Raw genomic sequence first — 19,048 nt, forward strand, 5'->3', positions numbered from 1 at the left:
TTTTAACCGTTTAAAACCTTTCCATTATCTAATAATTTTAAAGCTTTTGAAAAATCACCTTTTTGAGCCATATCAGCGTTATCTAAAGTTATTCTTGCAATTTCTTCTAAAGCAATATCAGTTAAGAAAGCTTGGTGTGAAGTTACAATTACACGATTATTAATAATCAATTCTTTTCATTCTGGATCATTTTTAATATATTCTCTAGCATGTGCTGAGATATCTGAATAGAAACGACCTTCTTCTCTATCAAGCACATCACAACCTAATCCACGAATGATTTTTTGATCTAAACCATATAAAGCAGCAGGGATATCAATTAATTCACCTCTAGCTGTGTTAATGATAATTACACCTTTTTTCATTAAATCAACTGCATCTTTATCAATGATGTATTTTGTTGAAGGCAATAATGGAGCATGCAAAGAAATAAAATCACTTTCTTTTATTAATTTAGTAAAAGGTACAAATTCAAAACCCATTTCTTTTGCTAATTGTGGATTATGTGTTTCACAATAAGTATCAAAAACTAAGATTTTAGCTCCCATACCTTTCATAATCTTAATAAAGCATTGACCAATTTTACCTGAACCAATAACTCCAACTGTTGAACCATAAATTGCTTTTCCTTCAAGACCATCTAATGAGAAATTATAATTTTTAACTCTTTCAATAGCTTGTGGAATACATCTATTTAAAGTCATTAATAAAGTAGCAGCAAATTCAGCTACACTTTCGGCTGAATAATTTGGAACTCTAAAGACATGAATTCCTAATTCTTCCGCTTTAGCTAAATCGACTTTATTGTAACCCATTGATCTTTGCAATCAAACTTTCACATTGTTTTTAGCTAATAATTCAAGAATATACTTTTCGCCATATGTATTAACAAAACCACAAACTGCATCAAAACCTTTAGTTTTATCAACATTATTAATGTTGAGGTTTTCACTAAAATAAGTTATTTCATGACGATTGTGATTAAATTTATCGAAATACTTTTTATCATATTCTTTTGCGTCAAAAAAAGCTATTTTCATATTTTATCCTTTCATATCATAACTATAATTAAAGTTAATATAAATTATATTTATATGTAGGTAGTATGTTAATTTATATTGCGTATATTTTTATATTTAATGTAAATATTTACATATTAAAAGTATTTTTTAACTTTATAATGCAATACAACTAAATACATTTATAATATTATTTATTAATAATATAATAATTGAATTGTTATTAAGGAGAATTATGGGTTTTCGTGAATGATTAGCAAATAGAAAAAAACAAAAAGAAGCTAAAAAGCAAAAAAATGCGCCTGCTCAAGTTAGTGATAGAGTAAGGAATCTAGTTGATGCTTTTGGTGGAATTAATAATATTACCGGTTTTAATAACTGTGCAGCTAGATTAAGATATGATGTAAGAAACACAGCTTTAGTTAATGAACAAAAGCTTAAAAACTTAGGAACTAGTGAAATCATTTTTATTGGTAAAAAACATGTTCAAGCTAAATTTGGACCTGAAGCTGAACAACTTAACCTTGAAATTAAAGCTGCAGCTGATGCTTTAAAAGCTGAAAGCACAAACAATATTGAAAATAATAATGTAACTTTTGTTGATGACATTAAAGATAAGGAAGAACCAAAAGAAGATGCTTCAATTATTTATGCTCCTTGTCCTGGCTTAAGAATTCCTTTAAATGAATTAAGTTCAAAAGCTTTCGAACTTCTTGGATCGGGTTATGCAATTAGATTAGAAAAATCTACTGGTAAAATGAACATCTATTCACCTATTAGTGGAAAAGTAATTGTAACCTTCCCAACTAAACATGCTTTTGGAATTGTTTCGCCAGAAGGCTTAGAAGTTCTAGTACATATTGGTGTAGATACTGTTAAAATGAATGGACTTGGTTTTACTTCAACTATTAAGCAAAATGAAGAAGTAAAACACGGACAACTTTTAGCAACTATTGATCTTAAGAAAATTAAAGAAGCTAATGCAACTAGCGACATAATTGTTGTTGTTACAGATAGCGTAAATAAGAACAAAGAACTTAAATTACTACAACCAATTGAAATCAAACATGAAAACACTCCATGATTTAAAATCGTTGATTAATAATTATGTATAACATTATAAAACAGGCATTTTAGTCAAAATTGCTTGTTTTTTATTTTTATTCATTCCAGAAATAAAAGTCCCAACATTTGAAAATGTCGGGATTTTTCTGTCCTTTTGGTAAAATAAAAATGATAAAAAGAAAGGACAACATAATTATATATGAAAAACGATAAAAAAATTTTCTGTACTTTGGTTAGAAGTAAAAATGTGCATAACAAAATTCAAACTCCTGAGTTTCCAAGTTGGAGCTCTTTTTTATTACTTTTTTCAGTGTTATTTATATATAAATAAAAAAAAGTTATTTTTTTACATAATTACATTGTAATTTGTGGTATAATAAAGATATGAAAAAAGACAAATGACTATTAATTTCAAGAAAAAATAAGAACTCTACTTACTTATCTTTAGCACTTTCAGGAGGATTTGGCAAAGGTTATAAGAAATCTATCGGTATCGGTACAGTTGAAAAATGAGAAAAATATTGTTCTGATCCAGTAGAAAAAATTAAAAAACTATCTCAAAACTACAATACTGATTGAGATAGAAATATGATAATTAGACAATTAGAGTTAGATATAAGCAAGGTTAAAATTGAAACAAAACAGTTCAATTATGGATATGATTTGTTATACAGTTTCTTAGAAAAATTAAATCCTTTTAAAGATGCTAAAGTATCAAAATCCAAGTATTTAAATGATTTATTAAAATATATGATTTCAAATAGAATTGTAAATCCGGGTAGCATGCTTTCATCCTTTAAAAATAAAGACAAATTCAATATAAATTTAGAAGTTGAAAAGACGACATTTTATAATACTTTAGACTATTTAGCTGAAAATAAAAATAACATTTTAAAGAGTGTTAACGATACATTGATCAAAGATAAAAATAGAAAAATAGATATTATTTGATACGACTCTTCAACGGTATATTTTGAAAGTTTTGTAAGAGAAGGATTGAGATATCCAGGTTATTCTAAAGATGGAAAATTCAAAGAAGATCAAATTGTTTTAGGTTTAGCAACAGATGAAAACGGCATTCCAATTCACTATAAATTATTCAAAGGGAACACTGCTGATGCATCAACATTTATTAATTTTATTTTGAATATAAAATCACAATATGAATTAAACAAAGTAACACTCATTGCTGATAGAGGAATGAGTACAAATAGAAACATAAGATTCTTAGAAGATAACGATATTGATTACATTTTATCTTATAGATTAAAAGCGGCTTCAAATGACCGAAAGACCTTTGCAATAGATGAATCCGGCTATTTTGGAGACAATAATTTTAAATATAAAGAAACTACTTTTTATTCGTTTTGAAAGAATAGAAGAGCAAACGGACACAAGAGAAGATTGGTAGTGACATATAGTAAAAAAAGAGCATTAAAAGATAAAAATGATAGACAAATTTTAATCGATAATTTTATTAAAAGACAAGATAAAGACGGACTAGTTCATGATCAAGTAATGTTCGGTCAAAAGAAATTTAAATTCTTCGAAAAAGTTGGTGGTAAAGGTTATTACAAACTTAACTATGACAAAATTATCGAAGATGAAAAGTTTGACGGATATTATGCTTATGAAACCTCTAGATTTGATTTATCACCTGAAGAAATTGTGAATTTATATTCAAAACAATGACAAATAGAATCAAACTTTAGAGCTTTAAAAAGTGCTTTAGCTGTAAGACCTATTTATGTATGAAGTGAAAAGCATATTGAAGGTCATTTCGTACTTTGCTTCTTATCTCTTGTTTTATTAAATTTTGTTATTTATTATTTAAACAAAGGTTTGAAAGAACTCGGTGTTGTAGATGAAAAAATCACAATCAAAAAATTACAAGATGTAATAAAAGAAACAATCAAAACATGCAAGATTATTGACGGAAAAATTGAAAGTGAAGAATATATTATTAACGACAACAATAATCAAGCAATTCAAGATTATCAAACATATTTAAGAATTTTAAATGAATTAAAATTTTAAATTATTAAAAACAGCTCATCAAACAGATGAGTTGTTAAAAATTACATTGTAAAAGTTGGAAACTCGGGATAAAAATGATAAAAAGAAAGGACAACATAATTATATATGAAAAACGATAAAAAAATTTTCTGTACTTTGGTTAGAAGTAAAAATGTGCATAACAAAATTCAAACTTCACAAATTCATTTCGCTGTTGATAAGAATTACTCTGAAATTTTAAGCCGCTCGAAAAACTACTCGACACACAAAAACCATATCGGTTTTGCAGAAGTGTTTCAGATAATATATGGATTACTAAATTTTCAATCTTTAAAAGAAATATCTCAAAATATTGAAATATCGACTAAAGCGATTAAAAGGTTTTTATTTAAATATTCAAAAGGAATATATTTAGGCAAAGGCGATAGAAAAACCTGTGATTGTTGTGATGCTAAAATTAAAAAAGTTCGTTATTTAAATCTTGATGAATTTATGATAAATGTTGCTAATTTTGATAAAAGTAAAAGAATAGCATATTCAAAAAAGAAAATAGAACAATATCAAGATTTTAGAAATTTTTGAACAGAGCTTTTTGATGATTATACCCAAAATAGAAATAATAAAGATTTAGCAAAAAGAACGCCTAAGCTAAGCGCTAACGAAATATTAAGAAGATTTGAAGAAAAGTATCCAAACAGCTATAAACCTTCAAAATCTATGGTATATAATTTGATATCACAAAGAGTCTTTAAAGACCTTGAAATAGGCATTTTGGTCAATTTATCCACCAAAGGAATTAAACAAAAACGACCCCCAAAAAGAGACAGTCGAAAGCTTAAAAAGATTGGAGTTAGCATTGATCAACGCAGCACAGAAATCAATGAAAGACTTAGAGATAATGATTATGAATTAGATACTGTTATTGGTTCAAAAACTGATCAATGCTGTTTCGTAACGCTAATTAATAGAAAGACTAGACGCTTCTATTTTCATATGGTACGGCGGACTAGCACTGGTGTTAGAGATGGGCTGATATACCTAATGCAAAAATATAACTTGACAATAGATTCGCTAACCATAGATAATGGTAGTGAAAATGCGAAACTAGATGAAGTGCCAGGTATTAAGCAAATATATAAATGTCACCCATATTGTTCGGGAGAAAAAGGCTCTATCGAAAACTGCCACAGGTTATTAAGACGGTATTTTAAAAAAGGCAAGTCTATAGACCCTTACTACGGTCAAGATTTGACTCCTGTTATGGATTTTATAAATAATTACAAGAGAAGCATTCGCTTCTAATCCAAACTTTTTATGTGCTAAAAAGTTTGACAAAAAGGCACTTACTTTTTTGGAAAAAAAGTAAGCAAAAACTCAAGTTTTTTACAAAACTTGGTATTTTCGTTTAAATTTTTTTAGGATTTTAAAGCTTTTCTTGGTAATAATTTATAATTTTTGTAACATTTTTGATTTTACGCAAAATTAGGACTTTTAAAATTGGAATTTATATTTACCTAATCTTTAGGTTAATCATTCAAACATAGTATAATTTATTTATAAAATCATGTAATTTCTTGATTTTATATTTAGTAATATTTTTACAAAAGTGAAAGGTTCTAATTTTATGAATACAATGGCGACTAAAATTAGCAATATCTACAGAAAATTTCATCAGCTAAGAAATAAACAAAACTATACATTTTTAATCACTTCAATTGTATTAGCATCTATTTGCTTTGCATTATTATTAATTGCTTTTATTTATCCATTAGCTGTATCAGCTGATAAAGCGTTAGTAGGTTTTGTTTCAACAACTCTTACCTTTATAATTGTTTATATTATCTCATCATATGTTATGAGCGTCTTCTTCCATATAATGTCAAAGATGCTTCCTGATTTTGATAATGATAATTTTCCAAAGACCAATAAATATCTCACAATAGCAACAGCAATTATCTTTATTTTTTTCTTTACAATCGGAATTGCTGAACCTATTTTAAGCATAAACTTTAAATTGTCTTTCGGTTTATGAAGTAGTTTCTTATTTATTGAATATTGTTTAATTCAAGGTCTTACAATTTACTTTATTCATCTTGCTAGAAGAAGACTACAAGGTGAAAGTGAATTTAATGCTTTCTATAACGGTTTTAACTCCATAATGCTTGTTGTTCTTAATTTATTCGTATTAATTTGATATCTTGTAAACTTTCCATTTTCTGCTTTTGTTTACAATGGCAATAAAACAAGTTGAATTGTTGGTATATCACTTTTAACTTCTTTATTCATTATTATATGATATGTAGCAAGAGTTCTTATTGCTTACTTCTACATTAAGAAAATTCTTAATATGCAACTTTCTAAAAAATGAGAGGCTATTTTAATTTACTCACCATTTTGATTTACATATCATTAATAAACAAATTAGATGGTTATATGCCATCTTTTTTTATTACCTTTTTTTATAAGAAACAAAAAATGCTCTTGGTAGAGCATTCGGTGTATTTAAACAAATGGAGCAAATGACGGGAATCGAACCCGCATGACCAGCTTGGAAGGCTGGAGTTCTACCATTGAACTACATTTGCATTTAATGTGATTATTATACTCAAAAAAGTTTAAAATCGAAAAAATATTTTTTTATTCGTTCCAGAAGTAAAAGTCCCAACTTGGATCAAAAAATAAGATATTGTAATAAGCACTGATCTTTTAGAATCAAAAAAGAAAACACATTTTATAGACTAGATTCAAAATATCTATTTTTGTGTTTTCTTATTTAATTGTTATATATGGAAAAATTGATTGTTTATTTATTTAAGAATTTATTTTTATTATTGTTTTATAGTGTTATTCATCTTTTTTAAAATCTAAAAGTAAATCTCTATAATACTTAAATTGTTTGCTTCTGAGCCCAATTTCTGTTGGTAATCCAGAATTAATTTCTTGAGAGTATTCTGATAATTTTTCAAGAATTGAAACTATTTTCTTTTGTGTTTCTAGAGGAGGGATTGGGATAATTATTTTTGCCATTTTACTTTTAGATAAATTAAATCTAGTTACACCGTTTATGCATTTTAGAAGTTTCTCTCTAAAACTTTTACAATTGAAGAAATATTTAGAAAATTTCGGAAGAAATAAATTATTATCGTGAAAACGAAAAACAAATGAAAAACTATTTAAATACACTTGTTCTTGGCTTTGAACAGTATAAACAGAAGCATAACCAGTTTCTTCAAAGTTTTCAGAAGATCCGCAAAAAATAACATCTCCATATTGCAAAATATTTTGATTTTCATCATCATATATTTTTACAAAATTATTTGGTAAATATGATATTTCTCTGTTATTAAAAACATCTAAATATGAAACATATCTCTTATTGCCGTCTATAAAACTATTTTTATTTTTAGATTTCAAGCCAGAGATAAAAGAACCGAGTGATAAAATATCTTTTTTATCATCATTTGAAAAATTATTAAAATCTAATAATTTGTCTGCTCAATACTTAAATTGCTTCCTTCTTGCTTCCAACTCCGCTTTCAGCTCCGCTTCTAGTATACGAAATCTCTCCAAGATTTCGACAATTTTTTCTTGAATTTTTAAAGGAATTAAAGGTATTTTAATATTTTCTATATGTTTTCTGGTTAATTGTGGAATACCCGATTTTGACGAAGGACTTATATTCAAGTTTTTCAAAAAATAATAAATAAATTTACTATTATGTCAAGTTGGATGAATTGCCAGAAGTCTAATAATTGGGTAAAAAGGTTCATTTTGGTATTCACAATAGCCTATTGTTCCTCTTGCAGAAATTGTTATTGAATTACCAGGCACTACATAGGAATCGGTATATCCTTTAATATTATTTCCAAAAGATCCATTAGTTAAAATTTTTACATTGAAATTTTCATTTTTTGTTTCTGAAAAAGATTTTTTTGGTAAATCTCCGCCTACATAAATTTTAGTAATATCTTTTAGATCCTTCCACTCATATCCGTCAGGACAATACTTATTTATCAATTTTTCTAAATAAGTCATATTAATCCTCAATTTCCTTGATTATTTTATCTATTTCTTTTCTTAAAATGTCTATTTTATGGGTTAATTCTTTTAATTGAGCATTAACTTCAACAATATTTATTTTTTCTGAAGTATCTTCTGGTTTTACATAAGTAGAAACTGATAAACTATAATCATTTTCTTTAACTTCTTCATAAGGAACGTTTCTTGAGATGAATTCCTTGTCTTCTTTAAAACAATAAATATCTAAAATATTTTTAATATTTTTGTCACTTAATTTATTAGTATTCTTTTCTTTAACAAATTCATTTGAAGCATTAACAAAGAAAATGTTGTTGTCTCTTTTGTTCTTTCTTAAAATGATAATACATGTTGCAATTGAAGTTCCGAAGAATAAGTTTGGAGGTAATTGAATAATAGCATCGACATAATTATTATCTATTAAGTATTGTCTGATTTTTTGTTCTGCACCACCACGGTAAAGAACACCAGGGAATTCAACTATAGCAGCTGATCCTTTAGAACTTAATAGATATAAAATATGCATAACAAATGCTAAGTCAGCTTTAGATTTAGGAGCTAATACACCTGCTGGTGCAAATCTTGGATCATTAATTAAAGTAGGATTGTTGTCGCCATCTCATTTGATTGAATAAGGAGGATTAGATACTATTGCTTCGAAAGGAGCAACATTTTCAAAATAGCATGGATTATTTAACGTATCTCCGTGTTTAATAGAGAAATCGGCAAAATTAATACCGTGTAAAAACATATTGATTCTAGCTAAGTTGTAAGTAGTTAAGTTAATTTCTTGTCCGAAGAAACCTTTTGTAACATTTTCTTTACCTAAGATTTTTGCATACTTAAGTAATAAAGAACCCGAACCACAAGCTGGGTCGTAAACACTTTCAACTTCTTTTTTCAATTCTTTTTTGTCGTTGCTAAAATCTACTAAAGTTAAAGATGCTAAAAGTTCACTAACTTCTTGAGGTGTAAAGAATTCACCATCGCTTTTGCCGGCGTTAGCTGCATACATGGTCATTAAGTATTCGTAAGCATCACCGAAAGCATCAATGTTATGATCATGAAAAGCACCTAATTGCATTTCGTTAATGGCTTCTAAAATGCCACGTAATCTTTTGTTTCTTTCGATGACAGTATTACCTAATTTATCATTATTTACATTAACGTCATTAAATAAACCTTTAATATCATTTTCACTTGGTGTACCAACAGCTGAAGCTTCAATACTTTTGAAAATTTTATCTAATGTTTCATTTAGATTAGAATCATTACGACAATTTTTAGCGACATTTTTAAATAAATTACTTGGAGCAATGTAAAAACCTTTTTCTTGAATTAAAACGTTTTTTACTTTTTCAGCTTCTTCATCACTTAACTCTGCATAATCAAAATTTTTATCTCCCGCTTTTCATTCATTTGAATTAACATAGTTTGTTAAATTCTCAGAAATATAACGGTAGAATAAAAACCCTAAAACATATTGTTTAAAGTCTCATCCATCAACTGAACCACGTAAATCATTAGCTATTTTTCAAATAGTTTTATGTAATTCTGTTCTTTGGGCTTCTTTTGAACTATTTTTATTTGTTGCCATCTTTACTCCTTTTTTCTTATATGTTAGATTATTCATTTTTTTATTTTTTTGAAAGAATATCCTATTTTAATTTTGGTCGTATTTTGGATATCTTTCAATCTTATTATATACCATTTTTCTAACTGTTATAATTTTTTTAGAACGAAAAATATTTTTTCAGGTTTTGATTTTATCTCTATATGAAAATAATATATTAATTATAAATTAATGCTAATAATATAGATAACTTTAAACCAATTAATTAAATACCAAGTTCTATAGAACTTATATATATAAAAATTCATAATTTTCGTGCAAAAAACAAAAACCCAGCATTTTTCATGCTGGGAATTTGCTTGTAAAATAAAATATTTAAATTTAATTATTTCAATTTTGTTGGATCTAATAAATTATCAACAAATTTGCAGTCTTCCATAAGTTTGTATTTATAGAAAAACTTAATTGCATCTGCTTTGTTTTTTTCTTGCAAATTATCTTCAGGTTTTGAATCTTCGTCCATGAATTTATCAATTAAATAATGTTTTGGAAGAGGGAAGTTTTTAGGATTTACAACTTTTTCAGCAATTTCATTATTCGAACCAGATTCTTCGTAAACAAACATAAAAGTGGTTTGAGTAATTGTTGAGGTAGGAACTAATCCAAAGATTTGGAAATCTTCAAATAGGTTGTGATCTTTTTTAAATAATAAGTTTGCTTTTTGAGGATCTTTCTTAAATTTCATTAATTCACTAGTCATAATTGATTCTCAACCGTAACTACCTGTTAAAAGATTAATATCATTTTCTTTTAAAGCACCATCAGAAATTAAGTCAATATATTCAATGTTGTAATCTTTTTTGAATCTAGGGTGCATTTTGAAAATAATGTTATATTCTTTTGGATCATATTTTTGTAAAAATGCTTTAAAGATTTTTCTCTTTTCTGCTAAAACGTTTGGCATTTTTAACAATCTTGTATGAGGTTTTTTATCAGGACCAAGTTCACCTGGAAATTCTCTAAAAAACGAGTCTCCCATAAAGAAAGCATTTTTCTTATTAGGATCGAAATTAGGTGATTTCAATTCAAATAATTCTGTATTTTCATCAATTGTAACAATTGATTCAATTATAGGTTTAGCTTCTTCGTTTCAGTTAGCATATTCTCCTATGAAAATTGGTTGATATTCGGCTTTAGGAATACTTAAATTATTTAATTTATATGCTGGACTTTCTAAATAACTAACATCATAGTTTAAAAGAGAAATGAAAGGAGTATCATTAACATTCTTATCTAAATATAATCACATTAATTTATCATCTTTTTCAAATTCTTGATATGCCATGTTAAGTTGTTTAGGCGATTTTGTAGCTTTTTTATATTTTATATATTTATCTCTTATTTCTTTTTGAGTAAGGTTTTGTAAGAAATCTTTGCTTTTATCGAACATCTTATTAAATGTTGATGATTGAGCTGCACCATCAGAAATTAAATAAATTTTTCTTACGTTAAATAAAATGTCAAATAACATTCTGGTTTTGTCAGGTGTAGGGTTTTGAATGTAAAAAGCATAAAATTCTCATAATGTAATTGATAAATCAACTTCATCAGGATGTTCTTTAATGAATTGAGACATTTTTTTGTGATGAAAGTAAGAGCTTTCCAAAGCGTTAGATGGAACAACATAAATATTGCTTTTACCATTAGTTGATTCTTTAAATGATGAAGTATTTTCAAATTTAACAAAGTTATATTTTTTATCTAAAGGAGCATGATTATATCCTTTAATTTCATTTCATTTATCTGGGGTATTTAAAAATTGATTAGCAAAAAACATAATTTGTTTATTTTGTCCTTTGCTTTGTTTATCTAAATAAACTGATGTAGCAATTTCATGAGGGGCTGGGTATCCACCATGTTGCATATATAAAATTGTGTATTTAGCATTTTTAGCTGATTCTTCATAATTTTTCTTTATATCTTTATCAGTAAAAGTACTTGGTACAGAAGTTATATTAATTAATTCTTGATTACTATTACTGTTACTGTTGCTGTTGTTTTTGCCACATCCAGCAGATAATGCAACTGGCATCAAACAAAATGTTGAAGTAATTAAAGAATTACGAACAAATTTTTTAAGTTTCATTTCTTCTCCTTAATATTAAATATGTATTGATTATATCACAAAAAATTTTTGCATTTCTTTAAGATAAAAGGCACATTTTGAAGCATATATTATCCATTGATTTTCTCCATAATAGGCTGTTTTATAGATAAAAAAGACACTTTCTTTCGAAAATGTCTATGTCTTTTATTAAGGTTAATTAATTTTAGTATTCTTGGATCTTTCTTTTGGTGTATTAACGAATTTCATATTCATATGCTTTTGAGCATAAATAGAAATAGGAACATTTAAAAAGATAAAAATTGGATATGCGAATAAAGCTTTAATTTTACTCTTAACACTAATTCTTTTTAATTTCTTATGTTGCCGAATTAACACGAAAAGACCCATAAATCACGTCATGAAATAATATGATAGAAATACACATGGTAATGCTAAAATACCAAAAATTATAGATACCTGAGGTCCAAGATAAGCAACTAAGATACTATTTAATACTGTTGTTCCAAGGTTTAAAATAATCAATACTATAAATCATACTCATGCAGGGGTAAGGGTTGCAATAAAATCTAAATAATTAAATTTCTTTTGTGGCGCTTCGAATTTAAAGAATAAATTTTTTCAAAGAATCTTTTTAATATCTCTATTTAATTTGTAATTCCCAACTCATCATCTTGTTCTTTGTTTTCAAGAAACATCTCATTTGGTAGGTTGTAAATCGTAAAACTTAGCAGCATCTACATATACACCTTTATAACCATTAACTAATGCGTCAAATGAAAATTCTGTATCGTGAACCATTGAAGTATATTTTCCTCAATAGTCATTTTTTTCTAGAATATTTCATCTAACCATAAAGCCAGTTCCACCAACCATGTGTGGATTTTTGAATAATGATCTAACTGTAGCAACTTGTGATACTAATCTATAAAATTCAATTGAGTAACTTGCTGAGATTCAGTTATCATCAAAGTTTTGAGTATCTCTAAATGAAGTGAAATAATCATATTTTTTTAGGATCATTGAACGCATCATTCATTTTTGATAATCAATCAGGATCGACAATATTATCGGTATCAAATCATGAGAATGAATCGAATGGTCCGAATTCATCTTTAATTTTTAATAATGTTTTATGAACTGCAAAGTTTGGTCCAATTAATTCTTTATTGAATCTTTCATAAACTTTATCAGCTCCAGCTTCTCTAGCAACTTGAGCAGTATTATCCGTACAGTTATCAGCAACTACAAAAACTTTAAATTTATCTGCAGGATAATTCATTGCTTTTAGTGATCTAATCAAATCACCAACAATGTGTTCCTCGTTGTGTGCTGGAATAACAATGCAATGATTATTGCAAACATCGGATTTTTTAAATTTTTTATTTGGTACAAAAACAGCAAAAAATGTTGAAAAAATTTGTAAAAAGAACACTAGAAGGAACAACATCGAAATGGCAAATACTACTCAGCCATAAATCATTGTTCCATATACCAATTTGTCTATTGTTTCTGGTTTCATTGTTCTCCTATAATCAACAAAATATAAAATATTTTGTGTTTATCATCTATTATTGAAATAAATTAATAATAGAATTTTACTCTATATATTTGTTTTAAATAACATTTTTTAAATTTATAAATTCCTTATAAATTCCAATTGTGGAGTTTATATTTTTAATGTTGCAAGTTTAGCATTTGATATGTATAATTATTAAAAATATAATTAATATTATATAAATGGAGGTAAGAATGAATTATTTATTAATTGGTGGTGCTGGATATATTGGCAGCCATGTTGCTGAAGTTGTTAATAAAAATAAAGAAGATAATGTAATTATTTATGACAATCTTTCAACAGGATTTATAGAATTTGTTGAAAAAAGAAGCAAATTTATAAAAGGTGATATTTTAGATATTGAAACATTAGATAAAACATTTAAAGAAAATAAAATTGATGTTGTTACTTATTTAGCTGGATTAATTAAAGTTGGCGAAAGTGTTCAAAAACCATTAGACTATTATCAAACTAACATTCAAGGTTTAGTAAATGTTTTAAGAACAATGAAAAAATACAATGTTAATAATTTTGTATTTTCATCATCAGCAGCTGTGTATGGCAATAACTCAAGACATAATGGTTATTTCTTTGAAGAAGATCCAAAAGAACCATGCAGCCCATATGGTAGAACCAAATATTTCGGAGAAGAAATTATTAAAGATTTTGCAGTTGCAAACCCAGACTTTAGATATACCTTTTTAAGATACTTTAATGTTACTGGTGCATCAAAAAGTAAAAGAATTGGTTATTTAACAAAAAATGGTGCTGCACCTACACACTTAATTCCAGCTATTAGTTATTATGCTTTTGGTTTAACAAAAGAATTTCAAATCTTTGGAGATGATTATAAAACTGAAGACGGAACCTGTGTAAGAGATTACATTTATGTTTATGAATTGGCTGAATTACATGTTTTAACAGCACAAAAAATGATTAAAGAAAATAGATCTTTATACTACAACATTGGTAGTTCAAAAGGTTTTTCAAACTTAGAAATTGTTAAACAATTTGAAAAGACTTTAGGTATAGACTTAAATGTAAAAATCGGACCTAGAAGAAGTGGTGACCCAGATATGTTAGTTGCTTCAAATAAAAAATTATGTGAAGAACTAAATTATGAAATTAAGACAAATATTAAAGAAATTGTTGAAAGTGAAATTGCTTTTAGAAAAGAACATTTAAAGAATAAATAAAAAAGCATTTTTGCTTTATTTAACTATAAAACAATAGAATTAGTAAATTATTAAAGAGGTAAAAGATGAAAATTATTAAAAAGTTTCCGGCTGATATTAATAAATATGATTATGTTTTTATTGGTGCTGGTTTAAGTACAGCAGTTGTTATAAGTCAACTTCCTGCTAATAAAAAAATCTTAGTTGTTGAAAAAAGAAATACAATTGCCGGAAACATTTATGATTATTCAAAAAACAATATTTTAGTTCATTTATATGGCCCACATATTTTTCACACTAGTGATGAAGAAGTATATAAATTTTTAAAACAATATACAGATTTTAATTCATATAGAAATGTTGTTGAAGCAAACATTGATGGCACATTAATTCCACTTCCAATTAATATTAATTCAATTAAATTATTATTCCCAAATGAAGCTGATGAATTCATTAAATATTTAAAAAATAGATTCCCTAATCAAGAAAAAATTACAATTTTAGAACTATCTCAAATTGATAAATTTAGACACATTTATAAAGATATTTACAATAAAGTTTTTGTAAGCTACACTGTTAAAATGTGAGACAAAAAAGTTGAAGATCTTGATGTTTCAGTCTTTTCAAGAGTTCCTATTTACATGAGTGAAAGAAATACATACTTCACAGACCCATATGAAGGCTTGCCTACAAAAGGTTACACAACTATGGTTGAAAACATGTTAAAAGGTAAAGACGTTGATGTGCTATTAAACACAAATATTAAAGAATGCTTACAAATCAAAGACTCAAAAATTTACATTAACAAGCAAGAGTATAATAAACCTGTAATTAACTGTGCTCCAATTGATGAAATTTTTGATTATAAATATGGTAAGTTGCCTTATAGATCATTAAACATTAAATTCGAAGAATTAAATGTTCCTCATTTCCAAAAAACTGCTGTTGTGAACTATCCTCAAGACCCAACCATGACTAGAATTAGTGAATATAAAAACTTTTACCCAGAATTAAAAAACGAAGAAAATACAATCATTTCAAAAGAATACCCTGGAGCATTTAATGAAAATGATGCTGTATTCAATGAAAGATATTATCCAATTCCAAATGATACCTCTAGAGAACAATATAACAATTATGTTGAAGAAAGTAAAAAAGTTAAGAACTTATACAACTTAGGTAGACTTGCAACATATCAATATATTAATATGGATCAAGCTGTTAGAAAAGCTCTAGATTTCGTTAAAGAATTAAACAAATAATAAAAAAGCTGGCTTTGAATAGCTGGCTTTTAATTATCTCTTTTACAAATAGTAGTTTCTTCTTTGGTGAAAACAACTGATTTGTTTTTTATTGACAACTTAATACGATTTTTGAAAATCATTTTGAAGAAGTGAGAAGAGCATTTTATGACTTTTTTATAGTCGTTTTCGTTAATTTTTAAAACTAAATTTGCTTTGCTTAAGCCTGGTAAATAACCTGGCAATAATACTCTAGCAGCAAACAAGAAATCATTGCCTTGTTTTCTAAGTTGATCTAATAAAATCAATTCTTGTGATAATCTTTTTTCACCTCATGGTTTAGTCATTGTGTTTCCAGGTCTTGAATATCAATATAAACCTAGAACTCTTGAAATTAATTTAGTCTTTTTAGATCTTGAAAGCATATCACAGAACATTGGGTAATCTTGATATGAAACTCCTTCAACTAAATCATTTGATTCAAGCAGTAATTTAGTTTTGAAAACTATTGAACAAGGTATTAAAACAGGCACAAAAGGTTTTTCTTGATTTTTTGTAAATCATTTTGGGTTAATGATTACCGATAATTTTTTATAGTAATAAATTCTGGTGTTAAAGACAGCAATATCAATATCTTGTTTTTGAACAATATCAACTAACATTTTTGAAAACTTTCTCGAAATCGTATCATCAGCATCTAAAATCATTGTGTATTCCGAATTCAAAACATTATTATGCTTTGCATAATTGATTACTGATCCTCAGTTATTATTTTCTTTATTTATTAAATAGATACCTTCATGTTCTGAAGCCATTTTTTCAACTACTTTTTGTGTATTATCTGTTGAACCATCATTAATAACAACAATATTTATATATTTAGCATAATCCTTGTTAGCAATAACTGAAAATAAAGTTCTCTTAATGAATTTTTCCATATTATAAGCTGGAATTATAATTGTGCAAACTTTCTTTGGAAACATAATATTACCTACCCGTTTTCTTTTTCCTATCTATTATTATTTTAAACTATTGCTTTTAATTTTAAAATCCTAGTTCAAGTAAAAATAAAAATGTTTTCAAAATTATAATCCTTTGTTTATAAAAGTGGCGCTTTTAACAAATTCCCTGGGTAAATTTGCTCTTTTACAACCTAAAAATTTAAAAAACCACTCATTTTATCAACTTTCTTCTATATAAATATATATAAATAATATGCGAGCATTTACCTTATATATTAATAATAAGGTGCCCAAAAAAATTTAGCACTTTTGTTATGCGAGTGCTAAAAGTTATGATAAAATAAGATTATTAAGACATAAAAAATCTAGAATGTGAGAATAAAAAAGGAGAAATATTATGGCTAAAGAAATTATTTTAGGTATTGACCTTGGTACAACAAACTCTGTTGTTTCTATCGTTGATAATGGAACACCTGTTGTTCTAGAAAACTTAAATGGTAAAAGAACTACACCTAGTGTTGTAAGTTTTAAAGATGGTGAAATTATTGTTGGTGATAACGCTAAAAACCAAATTGAAACTAACCCAGATACAGTTGCTTCTATTAAAAGATTAATGGGTACAAGCAAAACTGTTCATGTAAATGGTAAAGATTACAAACCAGAAGAAATTTCAGCTATTATTCTTGAACACTTAAAGAATTACGCTGAAGAAAAAATCGGACACAAAGTATCAAAAGCTGTTATTACAGTTCCTGCATACTTCGATAACGCACAACGTGAAGCTACAAAAATCGCTGGTAAAATTGCTGGATTAGATGTTTTGCGTATTATTAACGAACCTACCGCTGCTGCTTTAGCATTCGGTTTAGACAAGATTGAAAAAGAACAAAAAGTTCTTGTATTCGACCTTGGTGGTGGTACATTTGACGTTTCAATCCTTGACTTAGCGGGTGGTACATTCGAAGTATTATCAACCGCTGGTGATAACAAACTTGGTGGTGACGATTGAGATAATGAAATAGTTAAATGATTAGTTGCAAAAATCAAGAAAGAACACAACATTGATGTTACAACAAACAAAATGGCAATGGCTCGTCTAAAAGCTGCTGCTGAAAAAGCTAAAATTGACTTATCAAGCTCAATGACAGCTACAATTATGCTTCCATTCTTAGTGTTAGTTAACGGAAATGAACCTATTAACGTTGAAGCTACATTAAAGAGAAGTGAATTTGAAAAAATGACTGCTGGCTTAGTAGAACGTTGCAAGAAACCTATTGAACGTGCTCTTGCTGACGCTAAACTTAAACCATCAGATCTTGACGAAATCTTATTAGTTGGTGGTTCAACACGTATTCCGGCTGTTCAAGAATTAGTTGAAAAAGTTTTAGGTAAAAAACCTAACCGTTCAGTAAACCCTGACGAAGTTGTTGCTATGGGTGCTGCAATTCAAGGCGCTGTTTTAGCAGGTGATATTGATGACATCTTACTTGTTGACGTTACACCTTTAACTTTAGGTATTGAAACAGCAGGTGGTATTAGTACACCTCTTATCCCAAGAAACACACGTATTCCTATTACAAAGAGTGAAATCTTCACAACATTTGAAGACAACCAAACAGATGTTACAATTAGAGTTGTTCAAGGTGAAAGACCATTAGCAGCTGAAAACAAGACTCTTGGTCAATTCAACTTAACAGGTATTAGACCAGCTCGTAGAGGTGTTCCTCAAATCGAAGTAAGCTTTAAAATAGACGCAAACGGTATTACAACTGTTTCTGCTAAAGATAAAGACACAAACAAAGTTCAAAGTATTACAATCCAAAACTCATCAAAATTAAGTGATGCTGAAATTGAAAGAATGATCAAAGAAGCTGAAGAAAACCGTGAAGCAGATAACAAACGTAAAGAAGATATTACAGTTATTGTTAACGCTGATTCATTAGTAGGTAAAATTGAAAGTCAATTAAATGACGAATCACTTAAATTAACAGATGAACAAAAAGCACCTATTCTTAAATACATCGAAGAATTAAAAGAAATGATTGCTAAGAAAGATGCTGAAGGATTAAAGACAAAGATGCAAGAAATGCAACAAGCATTCGAAACTCTTCAACAAGCACAACAAAACCAAGGCGAAGGCGATGGTGATGGCGATGGCGGAGAAGAACCACTTCTTGATGAAGATGTTGTAGATGCAACACCTCAAAATGGTGACGAAGTTCCAGAAGATGATGTAGAAACATTTGAATAAGAGAATTATTTTGAAAGACGAAATC

Annotated in this window: 15 protein-coding genes and 1 tRNA gene; 8 read left to right on the forward strand and 8 right to left on the reverse strand. The window is 27.5% G+C overall.

Features of this window, described 5'->3' with window-relative positions; translation table 4 throughout:
• Positions 1–2 precede the first annotated feature (2 nt).
• Positions 3–1,040 carry a 2-hydroxyacid dehydrogenase gene (locus ACJA22_RS03965; RefSeq protein ID WP_406616961.1) on the reverse strand — a complete coding sequence of 346 codons (1,038 nt, stop codon included), beginning with the start codon at positions 1,038–1,040 and terminating at the stop codon, positions 3–5.
• A 214-nt stretch (positions 1,041–1,254) separates the two neighbouring features.
• Here ACJA22_RS03965 and ACJA22_RS03970 point away from each other — a divergent pair, with 214 nt between their 5' ends.
• The 5 genes from ACJA22_RS03970 (at position 1,255) to ACJA22_RS03990 (ending at position 6,513) form a co-directional block, all read left to right on the forward strand.
• Entirely contained in the window at positions 1,255–2,121 is an 867-nt protein-coding gene (locus ACJA22_RS03970) for a glucose PTS transporter subunit IIA (protein ID WP_406616962.1), read from the forward strand.
• A gap of 162 nt (positions 2,122–2,283) precedes the next feature.
• The gene (locus ACJA22_RS03975; RefSeq protein ID WP_406616963.1) at positions 2,284–2,415 is read left to right on the forward strand and encodes a hypothetical protein; all 132 of its coding nucleotides are present in this window, start codon (positions 2,284–2,286) and stop codon (positions 2,413–2,415) included.
• A gap of 53 nt (positions 2,416–2,468) precedes the next feature.
• Positions 2,469–4,121 carry an IS1634 family transposase gene (locus tag ACJA22_RS03980; protein WP_406616757.1) on the forward strand — a complete coding sequence of 551 codons (1,653 nt, stop codon included), beginning with the start codon at positions 2,469–2,471 and terminating at the stop codon, positions 4,119–4,121.
• Positions 4,122–4,226: 105 nt separating this feature from the next.
• Positions 4,227–5,402, forward strand: a complete 1,176-nt coding sequence (locus ACJA22_RS03985; RefSeq protein ID WP_406616729.1) for an IS30 family transposase — start codon at positions 4,227–4,229, stop codon at positions 5,400–5,402.
• A 322-nt stretch (positions 5,403–5,724) separates the two neighbouring features.
• Complete coding sequence (locus tag ACJA22_RS03990; RefSeq protein WP_406616964.1) at positions 5,725–6,513, forward strand: hypothetical protein; 789 nt, start codon at positions 5,725–5,727, stop codon at positions 6,511–6,513.
• 98 nt (positions 6,514–6,611) lie between these two features.
• Here ACJA22_RS03990 and ACJA22_RS03995 read toward each other — a convergent pair.
• The 6 genes from ACJA22_RS03995 to ACJA22_RS04020 form a co-directional block, all read right to left on the reverse strand.
• Positions 6,612–6,685, reverse strand: a tRNA-Gly gene (locus ACJA22_RS03995).
• A gap of 259 nt (positions 6,686–6,944) precedes the next feature.
• Entirely contained in the window at positions 6,945–8,135 is a 1,191-nt protein-coding gene (locus ACJA22_RS04000; RefSeq protein WP_406616965.1) for a restriction endonuclease subunit S, read from the reverse strand.
• 1 nt (position 8,136) lies between these two features.
• Complete coding sequence (locus ACJA22_RS04005; RefSeq protein ID WP_406616966.1) at positions 8,137–9,735, reverse strand: type I restriction-modification system subunit M; 1,599 nt, start codon at positions 9,733–9,735, stop codon at positions 8,137–8,139.
• A gap of 361 nt (positions 9,736–10,096) precedes the next feature.
• A complete protein-coding gene (locus ACJA22_RS04010) occupies positions 10,097–11,857 on the reverse strand; it encodes a hypothetical protein (protein ID WP_406616967.1) in 1,761 nt (586 codons plus the stop codon).
• A 174-nt stretch (positions 11,858–12,031) separates the two neighbouring features.
• On the reverse strand, positions 12,032–12,859 hold the full coding sequence (locus ACJA22_RS04015; RefSeq protein WP_406616969.1) for a glycosyltransferase: 828 nt from the start codon (positions 12,857–12,859) through the stop codon (positions 12,032–12,034).
• Positions 12,822–13,358: a glycosyltransferase family 2 protein gene (locus tag ACJA22_RS04020; RefSeq protein ID WP_406616970.1), complete on the reverse strand. Its 537-nt coding sequence runs from the start codon at positions 13,356–13,358 to the stop codon at positions 12,822–12,824. The genes ACJA22_RS04015 and ACJA22_RS04020 overlap by 38 nt, the downstream gene beginning before the upstream one ends.
• A 230-nt stretch (positions 13,359–13,588) precedes the next feature.
• On the opposite strand from ACJA22_RS04020, the gene galE reads away from it, so the two are divergent.
• Positions 13,589–14,590, forward strand: coding sequence for a UDP-glucose 4-epimerase GalE (gene galE, locus ACJA22_RS04025; RefSeq protein ID WP_406616971.1), 1,002 nt, complete (start codon positions 13,589–13,591; stop codon positions 14,588–14,590).
• Positions 14,591–14,655: 65 nt separating this feature from the next.
• Complete coding sequence (glf, locus tag ACJA22_RS04030) at positions 14,656–15,831, forward strand: UDP-galactopyranose mutase (protein ID WP_406616972.1); 1,176 nt, start codon at positions 14,656–14,658, stop codon at positions 15,829–15,831.
• 29 nt (positions 15,832–15,860) lie between these two features.
• Here the strand turns inward: glf and ACJA22_RS04035 are convergent, their stop codons facing one another.
• The gene (locus ACJA22_RS04035; RefSeq protein ID WP_406616973.1) at positions 15,861–16,793 is read right to left on the reverse strand and encodes a glycosyltransferase family 2 protein; all 933 of its coding nucleotides are present in this window, start codon (positions 16,791–16,793) and stop codon (positions 15,861–15,863) included.
• Between the two features lie 376 nt (positions 16,794–17,169).
• Between ACJA22_RS04035 and dnaK the strand changes: the two genes are divergently transcribed.
• Positions 17,170–19,023, forward strand: a complete 1,854-nt coding sequence (gene dnaK / locus ACJA22_RS04040; RefSeq protein WP_406616974.1) for a molecular chaperone DnaK — start codon at positions 17,170–17,172, stop codon at positions 19,021–19,023.
• Positions 19,024–19,048 lie beyond the last annotated feature (25 nt).

The organism is Mycoplasmopsis adleri (genome assembly GCF_045276205.1).
GTDB lineage: Bacteria > Bacillota_I > Bacilli_A > Mycoplasmatales > Metamycoplasmataceae > Mycoplasmopsis > Mycoplasmopsis adleri.